Genomic DNA, 17298 nt, shown 5'->3' on the forward strand with positions numbered 1-17298 from the left:
AATTGTTTTTCCTCTCTGATACATTTCAAATATTCGACGGTTCTTTCATCAATATCTCATTTGTTTCTGACAAATCTCGCTCAATGGGGCGTCCCTGTGTTAGCATAGAGATAAATCTCGTTCAAATTTAGCGGAATCAATGAGCTATCAGGTACTTGCCCGTAAGTGGCGCCCACAAACTTTTAACGATGTTGTCGGTCAACGTCATGTGTTGACGGCTTTAGCTAATGGTCTTGATCATCAGCGACTTCATCATGCCTATCTTTTTTCTGGTACTCGAGGTGTCGGAAAAACCACTATTGCCCGATTATTTGCCAAAGGGCTTAATTGTGAAACAGGCATTACGAGTAAACCTTGTGGTCAATGTGCAAATTGCCTTGAAATAGAACAGGGGCGTTTTGTCGATTTAATCGAAATCGATGCTGCATCGCGTACCAAGGTAGAAGATACCCGTGAATTGCTTGATAATGTGCAATATGCGCCAGCGCGTGGACGTTTTAAGGTCTACTTGATTGACGAAGTTCACATGCTTTCTCGCCACAGTTTTAATGCGCTATTAAAAACATTAGAAGAACCACCAGAGCACGTTAAGTTTCTACTGGCGACAACCGATCCACAAAAATTACCTGTCACTATTTTATCGCGTTGTTTGCAATTTCATTTGCGTGCATTGGATATTGACCAAATTGCAACACAACTCGAAAAAGTGCTTACTGCCGAACACATTGAAAATGATGTAAGAGCACGCCAGCTTATTGCTCGTGCCGCCGATGGTAGTATGCGAGACGCTTTAAGTTTAACAGATCAAGCTATAGCAAGTGGTGAAGGCGTTGTCACCGCTGACGTTGTAAGTCAAATGCTTGGCACTATTGATGATGCACAGCCTTTAGCACTGATTGAAGCACTGGTAAAAGCAGATGGTCAACAAGTGATGTCGCTGGTCAATGAAGTGGCTTCAAGAGGAACTGATTGGGAAAACTTCTTAGTTGAGACTCTTTCGTTATTGCATCAAATTGCCATGTTGCAATTATTGCCTAGTGAGGATAATCCCCAAGAACAATTTACCCAAGAGCGTTTACGCCTATTGGCTAAATCTGTTTCACCACAAGATTTACAACTCTATTATCAAACTTTATTAGTTGGACGAAAAGAACTGGCTTATGCACCAGATAGACGCATGGGCGTTGAAATGACGTTATTAAGAGCGTTAGCTTTTCATCCCAAAACAGTGATTGATGAGGTTTCTTCTGCGCCATTAGCGCAAACTTTGCCTTCTACATCATCGACAACAAATCGAATGCCAGTGAGTCATGAGCAACCAGTGGCTCAGGCTCATTCGCCACAAAATACACGTTCTTCTTCGCCCATGAACAATGCCTCGTTAGGTAATAGTCCAGCGGCACAACTTTTAAGAGCACGGCAGGCGATAAAGGGGACTGAACAACAAACCCCGCCAAAAAAGCCTGAACCGGCGACGCCAAATCAGGCTAAGCCGGCTGCTAGTGCATTAGAACGGCTAGCAGCCGTGAGTGAAAGACGTCAACAAGTTGCTAAACGTCAACCTAATCCTAATGCACCTGAAAAAAAGAAAAAAGAAGCATATCAATGGCGCCCACAAAATCCTGAGTTGATGTCAACACAAGAGACAGTGTCTTCGCCTAAAGAAATTAAAGAAGTTCTCGAATACGAAAAAACGCCAGAGTTAGCGGCCAAAATTGCGAAAGAATCACAAGAAAGAGATGCGTGGGCTGCTGAAATTGAAAAAATGCCATTACCTAAATTGGTGCAACAACTGGCATTAAATGCGTATAAAGAGACAGTAAGTGAAGAAAACGTGATTTTGCATTTACGAACTAGACAGAAACATTTAAATTCAGCAAATGCATTACGCACACTCACAAATGCATTAAGTGAATTGCATGGAAAAGCAATTTCACTCACAATTATAGAAGATGATAATCCAGCGGTAAAAACGCCGTTGGAGTGGCGACAAGCCATTTATGATGAAAAATTGGCGTTATCGCGTCAATCGATTATTACGGATAAAACAATTCAAACATTACAGCAATATTTTGATGCTGAATTGGATGAAGAGAGTATCCGACCTGTTTAATCGCAACATATTGTATGACTTCATACTGTGTGGCTTTTACAAAGAGAGACAATTATGTTCGGAAAAGGTGGTTTGGGCAATCTGATGAAGCAAGCCCAACAAATGCAAGACAAAATGCAACAAATGCAAGAAGAGATCGCAAACTTAGAAGTGACAGGTGAATCTGGCGCTGGCTTAGTCAAGATCACTATCAATGGTGCTCATAATTGCCGTCGTGTTGAAATCGATCCTAGTCTGTTAGAAGATGACAAAGAGATGCTAGAAGATCTGATTGCTGCCGCCTTTAATGATGCTGCGCGTCGTATTGATGAAACGCAAAAAGAGAAAATGGCCTCTGTCTCTAATGGTATGCAATTACCACCAGGCTTTAAGATGCCATTCTAATGCAAACTAGCCCACTTCTTGAATCATTAATGGAAGCGTTGCGTTGTTTACCCGGTGTCGGGCCTAAATCAGCGCAACGAATGGCTTTCCAACTGCTTCAACGCGATAGAAGCGGTGGTATGCGACTTGCACAAGCGTTAACGCGTGCAATGTCTGAAATCGGCCATTGCTGTGATTGCCGAACTTTTACTGAAGAAGAGCGCTGTACTATTTGTGCCAATGCTCGTCGTCAGCAAAATGGGCAAATTTGTGTTGTCGAAAGTCCTGCGGATATTCATGCAATCGAGCAGACAGGGCAGTTTGCGGGTCGATACTTTGTTTTAATGGGACATTTATCCCCTTTAGATGGTATCGGACCGATGGATATTGGTTTAGATAGACTTGAAGAGCGTTTGAGCCAGGAAACAATTTCAGAAGTTATCTTGGCCACAAACCCGACAGTGGAAGGTGAAGCGACAGCCAACTATATTGCTGAGATCTGCGCTCAGTATGATATTACGGCAAGCCGAATTGCTCACGGGGTTCCTGTGGGGGGCGAGCTTGAAATGGTTGATGGTACAACACTTTCACACTCTATTGCTGGACGCCAAAAAATCCATTATTAATAAAATAAATATTTTATTTAAAAAGCACCTTTTACTTAATGTAACAAGGTGCTTTTTTCATTTAATATTATGAAAAATAGCGCAATTCTAATTTAAAATAATATTTTTAAGTCTTAAAACCTACTTTTTCTAAGAAATATCTTTATCTTCAAATTATCGTTTTTTTCTTTCTGATGAATTTTGCATCTTTATGTTACATTAATCATTATCATGAAAAATAATAACTGAATGATGGAGCATCTTATGATCCCTGACGTAGCCTTAGTTGATAACAGTGAACAACGTACCCCTCTGATCTTAGTGTTAGATAGCTCCGGTAGTATGTATGGTCAGCCTATTCAACAATTAAATGAAGGCCTTAAACTACTCGAACAAGAACTAAAAAATGATGTGATTGCCGCAAAACGCGTGCGTATTTTAGTGATTGAATATGGTGGATATGACCAATGTACTGTGCATGGTGATTGGAAAGATGCTATGGATTTTACGGCTCCTGTTTTAGAAGCAAATGGCACAACCCCTATGGGACAAGCTATCACGCTAGCGCTTGAAGAAATAGAAGCTGAAAAACAGCGCTTTAAACAAGCGGGTGTTGCTTATACTCGTCCTTGGCTATTTTTAATGTCTGATGGTGTACCAACTGATCAATGGGAACAAGCGGCACAGCTTTGTCGCCAAGCAGAGGAAAGCCAAAAAACGGCAGTATTTCCGATTATGGTTGATGGAGCATCAGCAGAAGTGATGGGAAGCTTTAGCCGTAATGGTGTTAATGGTGTGAAAATGCTAAAAGGGCTGCAATTTAAAGAATTATTCTTGTGGTTAAGTGCCAGTATGCAAGTGGTTTCTCAGTCAACACCGGGCGGCACAGCACAATTACCTTCAACAGATTCTTGGGCGAGTGTACCTGTTTGATGAACGATTGGTTAGCTTATGGGGCATCGGTGACAGGCATTGCCCATCAAGAACGTCAAATTCCTTGTCAAGATGCTTATTTTATTCGCCGTAAAGGTGAGTATCTTATCGCTGCTGTTTGTGATGGTGCAGGCTCCTCTCGTTATAGTGAGCAAGGTGCTCAACTTGTTGCTCGGTTATTTACGCTGCGTATCACAGAGTGGCCAAATATCGATTTGTTAACCGAAAAACAGATAACACAAGGGGCAAAACAGCTCATTGAAGATATTCGCCTCCAACTGGCTGAATATGCAGAAATAAAACAGTGCGCACTTAATGAATATGCATCAACATTGGTTGCATGTTGGGTTGGTGATGATAGTGGCTATTTATTCCATTTGGGTGATGGTATTGCTGTGGTGGAATACTGCGATGGCACAAGTTATGTATCACAGCCAGAAAACGGAGAATATGCAAATCAAACTTGGTTTGTGACATCAGAAAATTGGGAGGCGCATTTACGCGTTATTCCTCTCAATAAACCAGTAAAACAAGTTATTTTGATGTCTGATGGTGTACAGCCTTTTGCCATGAATAAAGCGTGTGATGCTCTTTATGAACCGTTTATCACTCCAGTGATCCGTTATTTAAAAACAGTATCTGAAGACAGTGGAAGTGAAGCACTCGCGGGAACATTGGCAGATCCTCGTACACACTCAATTACGGGTGACGATAAGACCTTAGTGATTTGTATCAGGGATGAAGAGTTGTGGTAAAAGCGAGAAAAAAAGGGACGGCGATATCTGGGACAACACAACTGCAAGATGAAAATGGCAAGATTTATCAGATTGGCGATTTGATAAAAAGTGGGGGAGCAGGAAGTGTTAGTCACATTAATAATGCACCTTTCCAAGTATCAAAAGTTTATCATGATAAAATTGATAAAGCCTATTACCTGAAAAAAATTACTGCAATGCAGAAACTAGAGCCTTCATTAAAGGCTGTTTCTGTCAATGATATTCCAATAATTCAACTCGCATGGCCTCAAGCACGTTTATACAATAGCCAAAAGCAATTTGTTGGCTTTGTGATGCCCGAACTTGATGTGAAAAATACCATAGAGTTGGAATATATTCTTCAAGAGCGTCAAGCTAAAGCCCATAATTTACCCACAGGAATGGGCGCTAAAGTTAGCCTTGCTTATAATCTTTGTTCGTTGATTGATGCATTGCATCAACAAGGGCATCGTATTATTGATATGAAGCCATTAAACCTGCGATTTTATAAATCAAGTTTGTATATGTCTCTTCTTGATTGTGATGGTTTTAGTATTCAAGGGGAAAACATACGCTATCCCGCAGGGCAATTTACTGTCGAATATTTAGCCCCAGAATTTCAAGCAAAACAAACTATTCTACAAGATCAAGAAGAAAGACAAGATCGATTTGCTTTAGCTGTTATTATTTTTCAACTGCTTAATTTTGGTATCCATCCTTTTAGTGGTCGTCCTAAAAACGACACGGTTCCTACGGATATTCCTAGACGTATTGCTGGTCGTTTTTATGGTTATGGCGTAAAGACGCATAATTTAATTACCCCAAATGTTGCTAGTGGGCATAAACAATTGCCCGATAAACTGAGAACATTATTTGATAAAGCTTTTTCAGGAAATCCAACATTAAGACCTAGTGCGAAAACATGGGCTACGGCACTGTATGAGTATGCACAACCTGAAAAGCAACAAATGTTGGTATGTCAGAAAGATAAAAACCACCAATATTTTGCGGGTAAAGCCTGTGCAGCATGTGCAAGGCAAACCCAACTACAGCAAGTGGCTATTACTCAAAAGCAAAGTCAAATACAACGAGAGCAAATACGCCAAAATAGCGTCAAAAATGCCAATATTAGACATGTACCTACACATACGGTTCCAGCTAAACCAATACAGCCACCCGCTATTTTTATCGCGTTAAAACAAGCAATAAGTAAAGTTCCATCTGTTATTTTTCACACCGCTATTGCCATCATAGCGCCGATTATTTTCGGATTACTGTTGATGTATTTTATTCCTCAAGGAACAAGTGGGGATTTAGGTTTTACTTGGATAACTGACTTAATAAAAGCGAATTATATTGAGCAGTTACTAATAACAATGTTAAGTGTGATTTTTTTAATGATGATAGCCATTATTATACTCATCATTTTTATTCTCCCTTCATTACGTATTTTGAAAAGAAAACCTTAATGAGAGGGAGTTCATATGAATAAAACAATTAAACCGATCCTTATTATTGTTGGGATCGCCACACTCTTATTTCCTTTTTGGTTACCTGCATTATTAGTTTCAATCATTAGTACTATTGACAGTGTGAGTATCAAGATCCTTCCCTCATCAGTTCGTTTCGATGAGCGTAATTTCTTGCTGGGATTATGGTTAGGTTCTGCCATTATGACGATTGTCATGTTATTGCAATCGTGGCGCGCTAAAAATATCTTCTATTTTTTTGGGGGAGTTTTTGTTGTTCTAACGACATTTAGTCTTTCATTTTCAATCATTCCTCATAGTGAATTAGAAGATCGTCGCCGCTTTGTTTTACAAAATATAGAACAATCGCAGTGGAGTGATTTTCGTTATAGCGTGATTAATGCTGAAGATAACATCATTAAAACGATAGTTGTGAATCAGCCTAAAACACTGGGGTATCTCAAAGATCTTGAAAAGAAACGCATCGAATTACCGGGACTTGTTTATTTAACGGATGATGTAACTTCCGCAATGCAAGCTAAAGAGGCGTATCTGATTCATACAAAAGGAACACCAGAACAAAAAGAGGCAATTAAAACGCTCTCTTTTTATGGTGACTGGTTGCTGAATCAACCCGAAATTATTATTGCTCAAGCATTATCATCGCTTCTTACAAGTAGTAATGAAAGATTAGTGCAATCAGGTATTAACGCTATTACTACTGCACCATTAGTACCGGAAGCATGGCAAACGTTAGCATTAACCTATATTGCTCATACGCCACCCAATATGCAGATAGAAAAAGCAATGGCTGCATTAATGGTTTCTGATACGCTAAAATATGACAAATTGGGGCATCAGGATCCTTCATTACAACCGCTTATTGAAAAAGCGATTTCTGAATTGACAGAAAATCAACGTCAGATTTATCAGATCCTTCAAGCACGAGTGATAGAAGACCGTTTATATCGACAAAAGAATGCAGTTCCTGAAGCGGTGGCTAAGCTGGCAGGAAAAGTACTGCCAGTCACTTATGCAATAGCGAATAACAATGAGACTTATGTCGAATGGAAATCAATGATGAATGATAGGGAATATCCTGGGATCGTTCTTGTTGATTCACCAAATAAAATACAGAACTGGACGGAAATGCATTACCCGTCTGTTGGGCAATATATTCCTATTGCAGAAACGATTTTATCCGTTGATGTTGATCCTCAAGGACACGTTTTAAGTCTTTGGGTACAAAAAAGTAGTGGATACAATGTGTTTGATACGAAAGCATTAAGTGATGCTCGTGGCTGGCGTTTTATGCCAACAAAAGAGGGGTATCATCAACGTGTTACCGTTCGTTTTCAAAGTACACGTCTTGGTTGGAATGACTACACTATTAAACAACAACCTACATTAATTGCATTGGCGAAAGCTTATGCAAGGCAAAGCATTAAAGGTATTTCGAATGCTGAAAATGCGTTCATAGGTTTACAAAAGCAGGCACCAGAAAAAGAGTCGAGTAAATCGTCATCGCATTCTACCTATGATCCCTATTCTTCTATTTATTCAAAACGTGCACAACAACAAGAAGAACGGGCGGTATTACAAAATATTTTAAAAGAGATCCAGACATTACCTAATGGAAAAAATAACCACGAAAGTTGGGATAATAGTCTACGTTTCTTAAACGAAAAATTGGCACTTCATCAAGATAATGAAGATGTTGTAAGAATGGTAGTCCGCTTTGAATTGCAATATTACAATGTGGGAACAAATAATTTATCTCAATCTCCTGATATTTACCCACAAAATAAAGAGTATTGGCAAACCTTGTTATCACAAGCACGTAGCCATTTTGGGCAAGCTATTGCACTAAATCCAAATCGTGAAGACGTTTGGTTAGGTTGGGGAATAACGTGGCTAGATGAAGATCCTGAAATTGCAGCGGGCGCATTTGCGAAAGCAGCACAGCAAAAGTCACAAGAAAGCATTAGTTCTGTCATGCAAATGCTGGAAATGAGGATGGTGATAAATACTCTTGAGGGTGCTCGTTTAGAACGTTACCAAACTTTGAGAGCAAGAATGGATATGCGCTATTTGCCAGAAGGTGTTGAAGCTAAACCTTCAGATGATTATCTCAGCGATGACTTAACGCAAATCCAATTGGCTCAACGTGCGATACCAGCATCAGATCCGAATAGCAAAGTGGTTCACTTGCCTTTAAATACAGACAAAACTGAGCAATCAAACCGTACCTTTAGTGTCGATTTTGCATCGGCAAATATCAAAGATAGCACTCAGTTATTACCGAAAGTAAATGCTCCAATTACTGCACCTAAAACGGGCGATATGATTTTACAACTTGATGTTGATCCTCAAGGTGTTCCTACTGTGGTAATGCTAAAAACCAGTAGTGGTGATATGAATATTGACAATGCAGTGATTGATGTTGCTTATCAGTGGCGATTTAATGGCTCACCTTCTCGAAAAGGTAATGTGCTTTTGATATCTGTTCAATTTGGCCAATAATCTCACTTTGTTTAAATAATGTTATAAAAAAACGCCTTTTTTGTTGATCTTGAGGCGTTTTTTTTATCTTTCCTTATTCTCTAACTTATTGAAAGACATAAAATTGTTATCTTGATCACAAAAAAAACGTCTTTTGAAAACAGCAAAACCACTTAACTGAGAAAACAGACCGCTTAATTCGGTATACAACCGCTAAGCGATTTAGTCACACCATTCCTGAGTCAAAATTCTTATTATGTAGCTGCGGGCAGTTATCTCTCAGATTCGCTCAAATCATTCTTTGCTGTCCCGCATTACTCTTTGGCTGTTCGGTCTTGCCTGAAAAAAAGGTGTCTCATGAACAAAAATGCATTTTTAAAGCACGTACCTTGGGTGATCCTCGGGATTATCGGTGCTTTTTGTCTTTCAGTGGTTGCACTTCGCCGTGGTGAACACGTTAGTGCGCTATGGATAGTTGTCGCTTCTGTTGCCGTCTACTTAGTTGCTTATCGTTATTACAGTCTGTATATCGCTCAAAAAGTGATGAAGCTTGACCCAACGAGAGCGACACCTTCTGTTATTAACAATGATGGTTTGAACTATGTTCCGACCAACCGTTATGTCTTATTTGGTCACCACTTTGCAGCTATCGCTGGGGCTGGTCCTTTAGTTGGTCCTGTTCTTGCTGCTCAAATGGGGTACTTACCCGGTACGCTTTGGCTATTAGCAGGGGTTGTGTTAGCGGGTGCAGTACAAGACTTTATGGTGTTGTTTATTTCTACACGCCGTAATGGTAACTCACTTGGTGAGATGATAAAGAAAGAGATGGGGCCAATTCCGGGTACTATCGCTTTATTCGGCTGTTTCCTTATCATGATCATCATTCTTGCTGTGCTTGCCCTTATTGTTGTTAAAGCTTTAGCTGAAAGCCCATGGGGTGTGTTCACTGTTTGTTCAACAGTACCAATCGCCTTATTTATGGGTATTTACATGCGCTATATTCGCCCAGGTCGTGTGGGTGAAGTGTCAGTTATTGGTATTGTTTTACTGATTGCGGCGATTTGGTTTGGTGGTGTTATTGCTCACGACCCATTCTGGGGCCCAGCGTTAACCTTTAAAGATACAACAATTACTTTTGGTCTTATTGGTTATGCCTTCGTGTCTGCATTATTACCAGTATGGTTAATTCTTGCACCACGTGACTATTTAGCAACTTTCCTGAAAATTGGTGTTATCGTTGGTTTAGCTGTGGGGATTGTGATTTTAAACCCTGAACTGAAAATGCCAGCTGTTACTCAATACATTGATGGTACTGGACCATTGTGGAAAGGGGCTTTATTCCCATTCTTATTTATCACTATCGCCTGTGGTGCCGTTTCTGGTTTCCACGCCCTAATAGCTTCAGGTACAACACCTAAGCTTATCGCAAATGAAATGGATGCTCGTTTTATTGGTTATGGTGCAATGTTAATGGAATCATTCGTTGCGATCATGGCATTAGTCGCCGCATCTATCATTGAACCAGGTCTGTATTTTGCAATGAATACCCCACCATCAGGTTTAGGTATTACGATGCCGAATCTACATGAATTAGGTGGTGAAAATACAGCTGTTATCATGGGGCAGTTAAAAGAAGTTACCGTACATGCAGCTGCAACAGTCAGTTCATGGGGCTTTGTTATCTCTCCAGAAGAAATCTTACAAACAGCGAAAGATATTGGTGAACCTTCTGTATTAAACCGTGCTGGTGGTGCGCCTACCTTAGCGGTTGGTATCGCGATGGTATTCCATAAAATCATTCCTGCTGCGGATATGGGCTTCTGGTATCACTTTGGGATCTTGTTTGAAGCGCTCTTTATTTTAACCGCGTTAGACGCAGGTACACGTTCTGGTCGCTTCATGCTTCAAGACTTATTAGGTAACTTTATTCCTTACTTGAAGAAAACAAATTCGTTCATTCCAGGTGTTATTGGTACAGCGGGTTGTGTAGGCTTATGGGGATATCTGTTATACCAAGGTGTTGTTGACCCATTAGGCGGTGTTAAGAGCTTATGGCCATTATTTGGTATCTCAAACCAAATGTTAGCAGCTGTTGCACTGGTATTAGGTACGGTTATCTTAATTAAGATGAAACGCACTAAATATATTTGGGTAACTGTGGTTCCTGCGGTATGGCTATTAATTTGTACAACATGGGCATTAGGTCTGAAACTTCTCAGTGATGACCCACAAATGGAAGGTTTCTTCTACTTAGCAAATGAATACAAAGCGAAGATCTTAGCAGGTGGTGCCGATTTAACTGCGGCTGAAATTACCAATATGAATCATATTGTAATTAACAACTACACCAATGCGGGCTTAAGTATTCTGTTCTTAGTGGTTGTTTACAGCATCATTTTCTACGGTTTCCGTACCGCAATGAAAGCGCGTAAAAACCCAGAAGAAACAGCACAAGAAACACCATATGTTCCTATGCCAAAAGACGTTAAAGTGTCCTCAGGTCACTAATATTAGGTAAATAGTTTAACCCCGTACTGGTTTAGCTGGTACGGGGTTTAGGAGAAACTTATGTTTGGCAATTTAGGACAAGCTGGAAAATATCTAGGGCAAGCCGCTCGTATGCTGATAGGTATTCCCGATTATGATAACTATGTACAGCACATGAAAGATAACCATCCTGATAAGCCAGTTATGACCTATAACGAGTTTTTCCGTGAACGTCAGGAAGCCCGTTATGGTGGTGGTGATGGTAAAGGCGGTTTTCGCTGTTGCTAATAATCTGTAAAGGAGACACATAATGGAACCTATTGCAGTAACGATATTGACTGGTTTTTTAGGATCAGGAAAAACAACGCTTTTGCGTCATATGCTTAATGAAGAGCATGGTTATAAAATCGCTGTTATTGAAAATGAATTTGGTGAAGTGCCTATTGATGACGAAATTATTGGTGATAGAGCCACTCAAATTAAAACACTTACCAATGGTTGTATTTGTTGTAGCAAATCGAATGAATTAGAAGACACATTATTAGACTTATGTGACAGTCTTGATCGTGGTGAGATTGAGTTTGATAGGTTAGTTATTGAATGTACAGGCATGGCTGATCCCGGCCCTATTAGCCAAACATTTTTTTCTCATGAGGTGATCTGTCAACGCTATTTGTTAGATGGGATTATTACTCTTGTTGATAATATTCATGCTCAACAACAATTAGATCAATTTACTATTGCACAATCTCAAATTGGTTATGCTGATCGCATCTTATTAACAAAAACTGATGTTGCACCAGCATCACCCGAATTAATGGCTAGATTAAGACGCATTAATGCAAGAGCACCCGTTAATACCGTTATTCATGGACAAATTGATTTAGGTTTATTGTTTAATGTAAAAGGTTTTATGTTGAATGATAACCTTCAAGTAAAACAGCCTCTTTTCCGCTTTCAGCCAGAAAAACAAGATGATATCCATTCTATTGTACTGAAATTTGATTATCCCGTTGAGCTACAAAAAGTCTCCGATGTAATGGAAAAATTATTATTAAGCTTTGCTGATAATCTTTTACGTTATAAAGGGATATTAAATATTAAAGATCAACCTAATCGCTTGTTATTCCAAGGTGTGCAACGCCTCTATAGTGCTGATTGGGACAGAGCATGGCATGAAGATGAAATTCGCGAAAGCACATTGGTTTTTATTGGTATTCAATTACCAGAAGATGAGATAAGAGCTAGTTTTGATGCATTAATGCCAAGTACACAAGAAAATGCACATTAACCCAATACCCTGTAGTGAGTGTTAGAAAGTAGTACGAAGTAAGTAGTCGAAGTAACCGTAGTATAGCCGTAAATAGCAGTAACGAATATTGATAAGCTCCTGACTTGAGGAGGATCCTGTTCCTAGGATCTTATGTTTCACCCCATAATAATAACTATTATGGGGTGCTTTTTTTAATCACTGGAATTAGCCATTAGCAACGGCTTTATATTCCATAATCTCAATAATTTGAATATCGGTATGTTGCATTGCTCGGCTTGCTAACGCACATAAGTTTTCAATCGTTGAGTCAACATCATGTGCCACAATACCGTCATTACCTGTCACAAATGTATTATCAAGAGCCATTAATACAGCTTTATAAGCGGCACTTGCACCGGTTGAAACTTTCATAGCGCAGCTATTTGAAGCACCATCACAAATTACACCACTAATATCACCAATCATGCTACTAATCGCCATTGCCATGGATTCATAGCGTTCATCCATTAGCCATGCAATTGCACCTGCAGCGCCCATTGATGCTGTTGTGGCTGCACATAATGCAGATAATGCGGGGAATTTATGGTGAATATAGATAGCCAGTAAATGGGAAAGCATTAATGCTCTTGCCATTTTCTCTTCGTCAACTTGTAAATATTCAGCAACGACCACAACCGGCATTGTTGCGGCAATACCTTGATTGCCTGAGCCTGAGTTACTCATGGCGGGCAAGACTGCACCGCCCATACGAGCATCAGATGCAGCAGATGTACGGATCATGATCTCTGATAATAGATCTTTTGCTAATAGGCCTCGTTGTTGCTGGCGTTGTAAAGTTTGTCCAATATGTAAACCATAACTATTGTTCAAACCTTCTTTTGATAGCGCATCATTTAAATGTGCTGATTCAAGAATAAAAGAAATTTCTTCTACGGGTACCTGAGTAACAAATTGATAAATTTCTTGGGTATTTGTTTGGGTTAGTGTTTCTTTTATTTCGCAAGGCGATGCTGATTGTTCTGCACTATCACAAGTGTTATCAAGAACAACATCACCATTATGAATGATTTTAACGATATTGGTGTGATTGCCTGCAATAATGACAGTTGCACTGTTTTCACCATCTTCAATAGTGACTTCACTATAAAGAACTTCTTGGCACGCTTTTTTAATAGAAACATTAACAATACCAGAAGCTAGCAGCGCTTTGCTTTGTTTTACATGTTCTGGTGTGGCATTTTTTAATACTTCTAAACCCGCTTTACTATCACCGCCAACAGCCCCTAAGCTAGCAGCAATAGATAGCCCCACCATTCCAGTTCCTGGTACGGTAACGCCCATACCATTTTTCATTAAGTTCGGGGAAACTTCAGCGCTAATGCGAGTGATAGCGTGTTGAAGATAACTTGCTGCGGTAGCAGCCGCTAATGCAAGTGAGATAGGCTCTGTACAACCTAAAGCAGGTTTAACTTGTTGTTTTACTGCCGCTATCAATATTTTCCAACGAGAAGATAATTGTTCTTTCATTGCATGCACCCAATAAACAGTATGAAAATTCAATAGGTTATTCTATTTTTATTCTCTTCATCATACTGAATTTATGAGAGAAAGTTTTTTCTGAATTTACTAACATTGAATAAAATTTGAGAAAATATTACCTTCTTTGTCTTTAGTGTTGGTAATTTTTTCTACTTTAGAGAAAAACACATAAATTCACTTTGTCATTGTATTAATTTACATGAAAAAAAAGAGTCAGTTGCTCATTGGTTTAAAATGAACCAATGAAATAATAAGTGAATTAAATAAATTAATTTTATAAATATAAAATTAAATAAAAAAGCAATAGAATGAATACACGATCCTATTGCTAGTATAACTATCATACTTAAAGTGGGCTAACTCTGAATAGTTAAAATAAAGAGTAATGAATAGTAATTAAATATCACACTATTATTTTAACAATGAAAATAGTAGGCTCTTTATTTTTTGGAGTATAAAAATAACTTTCTGTTATTTTGTTAATTTTTTATGTTTATATTAATTGTTGTTTTTTTTGAATATAAATTCAGATTATTGAGAAAATATAATGTTTATTATTTGAAAATAACCTGAAGTAAGAAATATTACTTCAGGTATATTTATTAATAATAGAAGATAGCAATAATAGCACTATGGAATACAAAGCCGACCATAAGTGGGATCGCCGTCCTTTTTACAACATCAAACGGTTGCAATTTAGCACCACTAGATACTGCAATAATAACTCCTGCGACAGGAGACATACCTCGTCCCATATGTGACGCTTGTTGCATTGGTAAAATCATCGCAATTGGGTTGACACCCATGCTATGTGCAATTTGTGGAATAAGTTCAACGAATGCAAGGAAGGGAGCATTACCTGAACCCATAATAATTGCAGCAGCTAATGTCACGACTGCGAAGACCAATGCCATAGCAAATGGCGGCAAGCCCACAGATTCCGCCATCACAATCAGGCTATCTATTGCACCACTAACTTTAATACCATGAGCAAAGACACCTGCGGCGACTAATAACCCTACAACGTTACTAAATGCAGAGCCCATCCCCTTTAAGAAATGCTGGAAGCCCGCACACACTGATTTAAAATCACGTAAGCGTAATGTTTCAATTAGCATACAAATTGCCATTGAAATCAATACAATAGTGACCACATCAAGGTGAATTCCTTCAACAAATAGGCTTGATGAACCTACTGCCATAATAATCGGTAACATTGGTAGTAAGGCATAAAAGCCGGGTACGTTTTTATCACTCTTTGCTTCTTCAGACATTTTGCCTAATTGAGGAACAAATCCGGCTCTACGGTCACAATGGCGTTGCCAGAAGATATGTGTAATACCAACAGCTAGCACGGTTGCAATTGCCGCAGGCCCTTGGTAATAAAGCACATATTCAACAACACCTAAGTCAACCGCTTTTGCACCTCGAATGGCGTCAATAGCCGTTGGGGTGTAAGCCACTCCTAATGAAGTTGCAATTACACCCGCGGCCGATGCTGGAGATAAACCAAGTCCTATCATAATCGGGAACATCGTACCCATTAATAGAACAGCCAATCCCGTTGCTGAAGGAATAGCAAGTTGCAAAATACTTGCGAGTAGAAAAGAGAAAAATAGCAACACATAAGGTGAACGCATATTTTTCAATGGGCGAGTTGCAACTCGTACAACGGCCTCATTGGCACCAATATGATCCATATAATGCGCAAATCCCATCAGTGCCATGATCATTAAACCAAGGTCAGCGGCACGACTACTAAAGAGATCACGCATGACTTCAAAGGGATCTAACCAGCCAATACCTGTTGTTTTGACATTTTTAGGAAGAATATCTCCCCAACCAAACATCATGGTTAGCGCCATTAAGGCTAGACCAGCGACTAACAAAACAGGTTCTGCTTTATATCCTTTCAAGATCATCCTAGCGACAATAACAACGACGACTAAGACCGCAAGAATTTGGATCATGCTTTAGCTCCAGGCGCAAAGCGTTCTGCAGTGATCTTCACGACAGACTTTAAGACATCACTGGCAGCATAAAGGGATTTAACAGGCAGATATTCATAAATAGAATGAAAATTATGAGCACCAGTAAAGATATTTGGACAAGGTAAGCCATTTTGAGAAAGGGCTGCACCATCATAACCACCACGCATTGGAATTGGGCGAGGGGTAATGCCATTAGCTTCATAAGCGGCAACCGCAATATCGATAGGGTAGCGATTATCACCTTGTAGGCTATTAAAGACGTTGGCATAACGGTCAGCGAGTTTACAAGTAACAGAGCCTTCGCCCCATAAACCTTCACAATAATCTGAAAGTTGTTTTAAAAATGCCATACGGTGGGCATAACCTTTTTCGGTGAAATCACGTACATCCATTTTTAATACGGTACGTGCACTATTTCCGGCTAATTGTTTTACCCAATAATAACCTTCACGGCCTTCAGTATATTCAGGTGCTTCACCACCCGGTAACATAGCAACAAATTTATGTGCCATTAACAGCGAATTCTTTAATTTACCTTTCGCAGACATTGGATGGGCAGAAGCACCAGTAAAGGTAATTTCCACATCCCCGGCATTCCAGTTTTCATACACTAACTCGCCAATACCACAGCAATCTAAAGTATAAGCAAAATCAGCACCAAATTCTTTAGTATCAAAGACTTTTGCACCACGTAAACCTTGCTCTTCATCCGGCACAAAACCAATTTTCACTGTACCGTGTTTAACTTCAGGATGTTGTTTAAAGTATTGCAACATATCCATAATTGAAGCAATTGCGGCTTTGTCATCAGCGCCTAATAAACTGGTGCCATCCGTCACGATAATATCGTCACCAATATAGTTTTCTAATTCTGGGAATTCACTTTGACGTAGATAAATATCAAGCTCTTTGTTTAAGCAAAGATCACCACCTTTATAAGGTAAGATTTGCGCTTTGGTATCATTAGTTTGCTCAGCACTGGTATCTAAATGACCAAAGAAAGCAACAGTAGGCACTTCATAATCAAGGTTGGAAGGTAGTGTTGCGGTAACAATCGCAGTATCGCGGATCTTAATATCCTCAACACCTAAAGCCTTGAGTTCTTCAACTAATTGTAATGCTAGGACTCGCTGACCTTCTGAAGAAGGCATAATGCCCGCAGCGCCATTTTCCCTATTTGTGGTGGTGTTAACTTTTGTATAAGAAATAAACCGTTCAACGAGATTCATGACAAGACTCCATTGTGTTTTTAATTGTATTATTTGTAC

General features: G+C 39.4%; 13 protein-coding genes. 10 read left to right on the forward strand and 3 right to left on the reverse strand.

Annotated elements, in window-relative coordinates:
* Positions 1–139: 139 nt before the first annotated feature.
* The 10 genes from dnaX (at position 140) to yjiA (ending at position 12518) form a co-directional block, all read left to right on the forward strand.
* The gene (gene dnaX, locus LW139_RS03845; protein WP_166539504.1) at positions 140–2113 is read left to right on the forward strand and encodes a DNA polymerase III subunit gamma/tau; all 1974 of its coding nucleotides are present in this window, start codon (positions 140–142) and stop codon (positions 2111–2113) included.
* Positions 2114–2167: 54 nt separating this feature from the next.
* Positions 2168–2497, forward strand: coding sequence for a YbaB/EbfC family nucleoid-associated protein (locus LW139_RS03850; RefSeq protein ID WP_036932854.1), 330 nt, complete (start codon positions 2168–2170; stop codon positions 2495–2497).
* Entirely contained in the window at positions 2497–3102 is a 606-nt protein-coding gene (gene recR, locus LW139_RS03855; protein WP_072069364.1) for a recombination mediator RecR, read from the forward strand. Before LW139_RS03850 ends, recR begins: the two co-directional genes overlap by 1 nt.
* Before the next feature lie 243 nt (positions 3103–3345).
* The gene (locus tag LW139_RS03860; RefSeq protein ID WP_227336451.1) at positions 3346–4014 is read left to right on the forward strand and encodes a vWA domain-containing protein; all 669 of its coding nucleotides are present in this window, start codon (positions 3346–3348) and stop codon (positions 4012–4014) included.
* Complete coding sequence (locus tag LW139_RS03865) at positions 4014–4769, forward strand: PP2C family serine/threonine-protein phosphatase (RefSeq protein WP_109407964.1); 756 nt, start codon at positions 4014–4016, stop codon at positions 4767–4769. The genes LW139_RS03860 and LW139_RS03865 overlap by 1 nt, the downstream gene beginning before the upstream one ends.
* Positions 4763–6238 carry a DNA-binding protein gene (locus LW139_RS03870; protein WP_166539506.1) on the forward strand — a complete coding sequence of 492 codons (1476 nt, stop codon included), beginning with the start codon at positions 4763–4765 and terminating at the stop codon, positions 6236–6238. The genes LW139_RS03865 and LW139_RS03870 overlap by 7 nt, the downstream gene beginning before the upstream one ends.
* Positions 6239–6253: 15 nt before the next feature.
* The gene (locus LW139_RS03875; RefSeq protein ID WP_247850636.1) at positions 6254–8761 is read left to right on the forward strand and encodes an energy transducer TonB family protein; all 2508 of its coding nucleotides are present in this window, start codon (positions 6254–6256) and stop codon (positions 8759–8761) included.
* 336 nt (positions 8762–9097) lie between these two features.
* Positions 9098–11248 (forward strand): carbon starvation CstA family protein, encoded by a 2151-nt coding sequence (locus LW139_RS03880; protein ID WP_109407961.1) that lies wholly within the window; start codon positions 9098–9100, stop codon positions 11246–11248.
* Positions 11249–11308: 60 nt separating this feature from the next.
* Positions 11309–11515 (forward strand): YbdD/YjiX family protein, encoded by a 207-nt coding sequence (locus tag LW139_RS03885; RefSeq protein ID WP_004245057.1) that lies wholly within the window; start codon positions 11309–11311, stop codon positions 11513–11515.
* Positions 11516–11537: 22 nt separating this feature from the next.
* Positions 11538–12518 carry a GTPase gene (gene yjiA, locus LW139_RS03890; protein WP_166539508.1) on the forward strand — a complete coding sequence of 327 codons (981 nt, stop codon included), beginning with the start codon at positions 11538–11540 and terminating at the stop codon, positions 12516–12518.
* A 186-nt stretch (positions 12519–12704) separates the two neighbouring features.
* Here the strand turns inward: yjiA and LW139_RS03895 are convergent, their stop codons facing one another.
* From LW139_RS03895 to pepT, 3 genes are all read right to left on the reverse strand, one after another.
* A complete protein-coding gene (locus LW139_RS03895) occupies positions 12705–14027 on the reverse strand; it encodes a serine dehydratase subunit alpha family protein (RefSeq protein WP_166539509.1) in 1323 nt (440 codons plus the stop codon).
* 614 nt (positions 14028–14641) lie between these two features.
* Positions 14642–16009, reverse strand: coding sequence for a C4-dicarboxylate transporter DcuC (gene dcuC, locus LW139_RS03900; RefSeq protein WP_227336453.1), 1368 nt, complete (start codon positions 16007–16009; stop codon positions 14642–14644).
* Positions 16006–17259: a peptidase T gene (gene pepT / locus LW139_RS03905; RefSeq protein ID WP_109407957.1), complete on the reverse strand. Its 1254-nt coding sequence runs from the start codon at positions 17257–17259 to the stop codon at positions 16006–16008. The genes dcuC and pepT overlap by 4 nt, the downstream gene beginning before the upstream one ends.
* Positions 17260–17298: the final 39 nt, after the last annotated feature.

This window comes from Proteus vulgaris, assembly GCF_023100685.1.
In the GTDB taxonomy this organism is placed as follows: Bacteria; Pseudomonadota; Gammaproteobacteria; order Enterobacterales; family Enterobacteriaceae; genus Proteus.

What these genes read in the sequence shown, in the direction of transcription:
- recR (WP_072069364.1), top strand. Translation starts at nt 2,497, where the DNA reads ATGCAAACTAGCCCACTTCTTGAATCATTAATGGAAGCGTTGCGTTGT.
- LW139_RS03850 (WP_036932854.1), top strand. Translation starts at nt 2,168, where the DNA reads ATGTTCGGAAAAGGTGGTTTGGGCAATCTGATGAAGCAAGCCCAACAA.
- LW139_RS03880 (WP_109407961.1), top strand. Translation starts at nt 9,098, where the DNA reads ATGAACAAAAATGCATTTTTAAAGCACGTACCTTGGGTGATCCTCGGG.
- dcuC (WP_227336453.1), bottom strand. Translation starts at nt 16,009, where the DNA reads ATGATCCAAATTCTTGCGGTCTTAGTCGTCGTTGTTATTGTCGCTAGG.
- LW139_RS03895 (WP_166539509.1), bottom strand. Translation starts at nt 14,027, where the DNA reads ATGAAAGAACAATTATCTTCTCGTTGGAAAATATTGATAGCGGCAGTA.
- LW139_RS03865 (WP_109407964.1), top strand. Translation starts at nt 4,014, where the DNA reads ATGAACGATTGGTTAGCTTATGGGGCATCGGTGACAGGCATTGCCCAT.
- dnaX (WP_166539504.1), top strand. Translation starts at nt 140, where the DNA reads ATGAGCTATCAGGTACTTGCCCGTAAGTGGCGCCCACAAACTTTTAAC.
- yjiA (WP_166539508.1), top strand. Translation starts at nt 11,538, where the DNA reads ATGGAACCTATTGCAGTAACGATATTGACTGGTTTTTTAGGATCAGGA.
- LW139_RS03885 (WP_004245057.1), top strand. Translation starts at nt 11,309, where the DNA reads ATGTTTGGCAATTTAGGACAAGCTGGAAAATATCTAGGGCAAGCCGCT.
- LW139_RS03875 (WP_247850636.1), top strand. Translation starts at nt 6,254, where the DNA reads ATGAATAAAACAATTAAACCGATCCTTATTATTGTTGGGATCGCCACA.
- pepT (WP_109407957.1), bottom strand. Translation starts at nt 17,259, where the DNA reads ATGAATCTCGTTGAACGGTTTATTTCTTATACAAAAGTTAACACCACC.
- LW139_RS03860 (WP_227336451.1), top strand. Translation starts at nt 3,346, where the DNA reads ATGATCCCTGACGTAGCCTTAGTTGATAACAGTGAACAACGTACCCCT.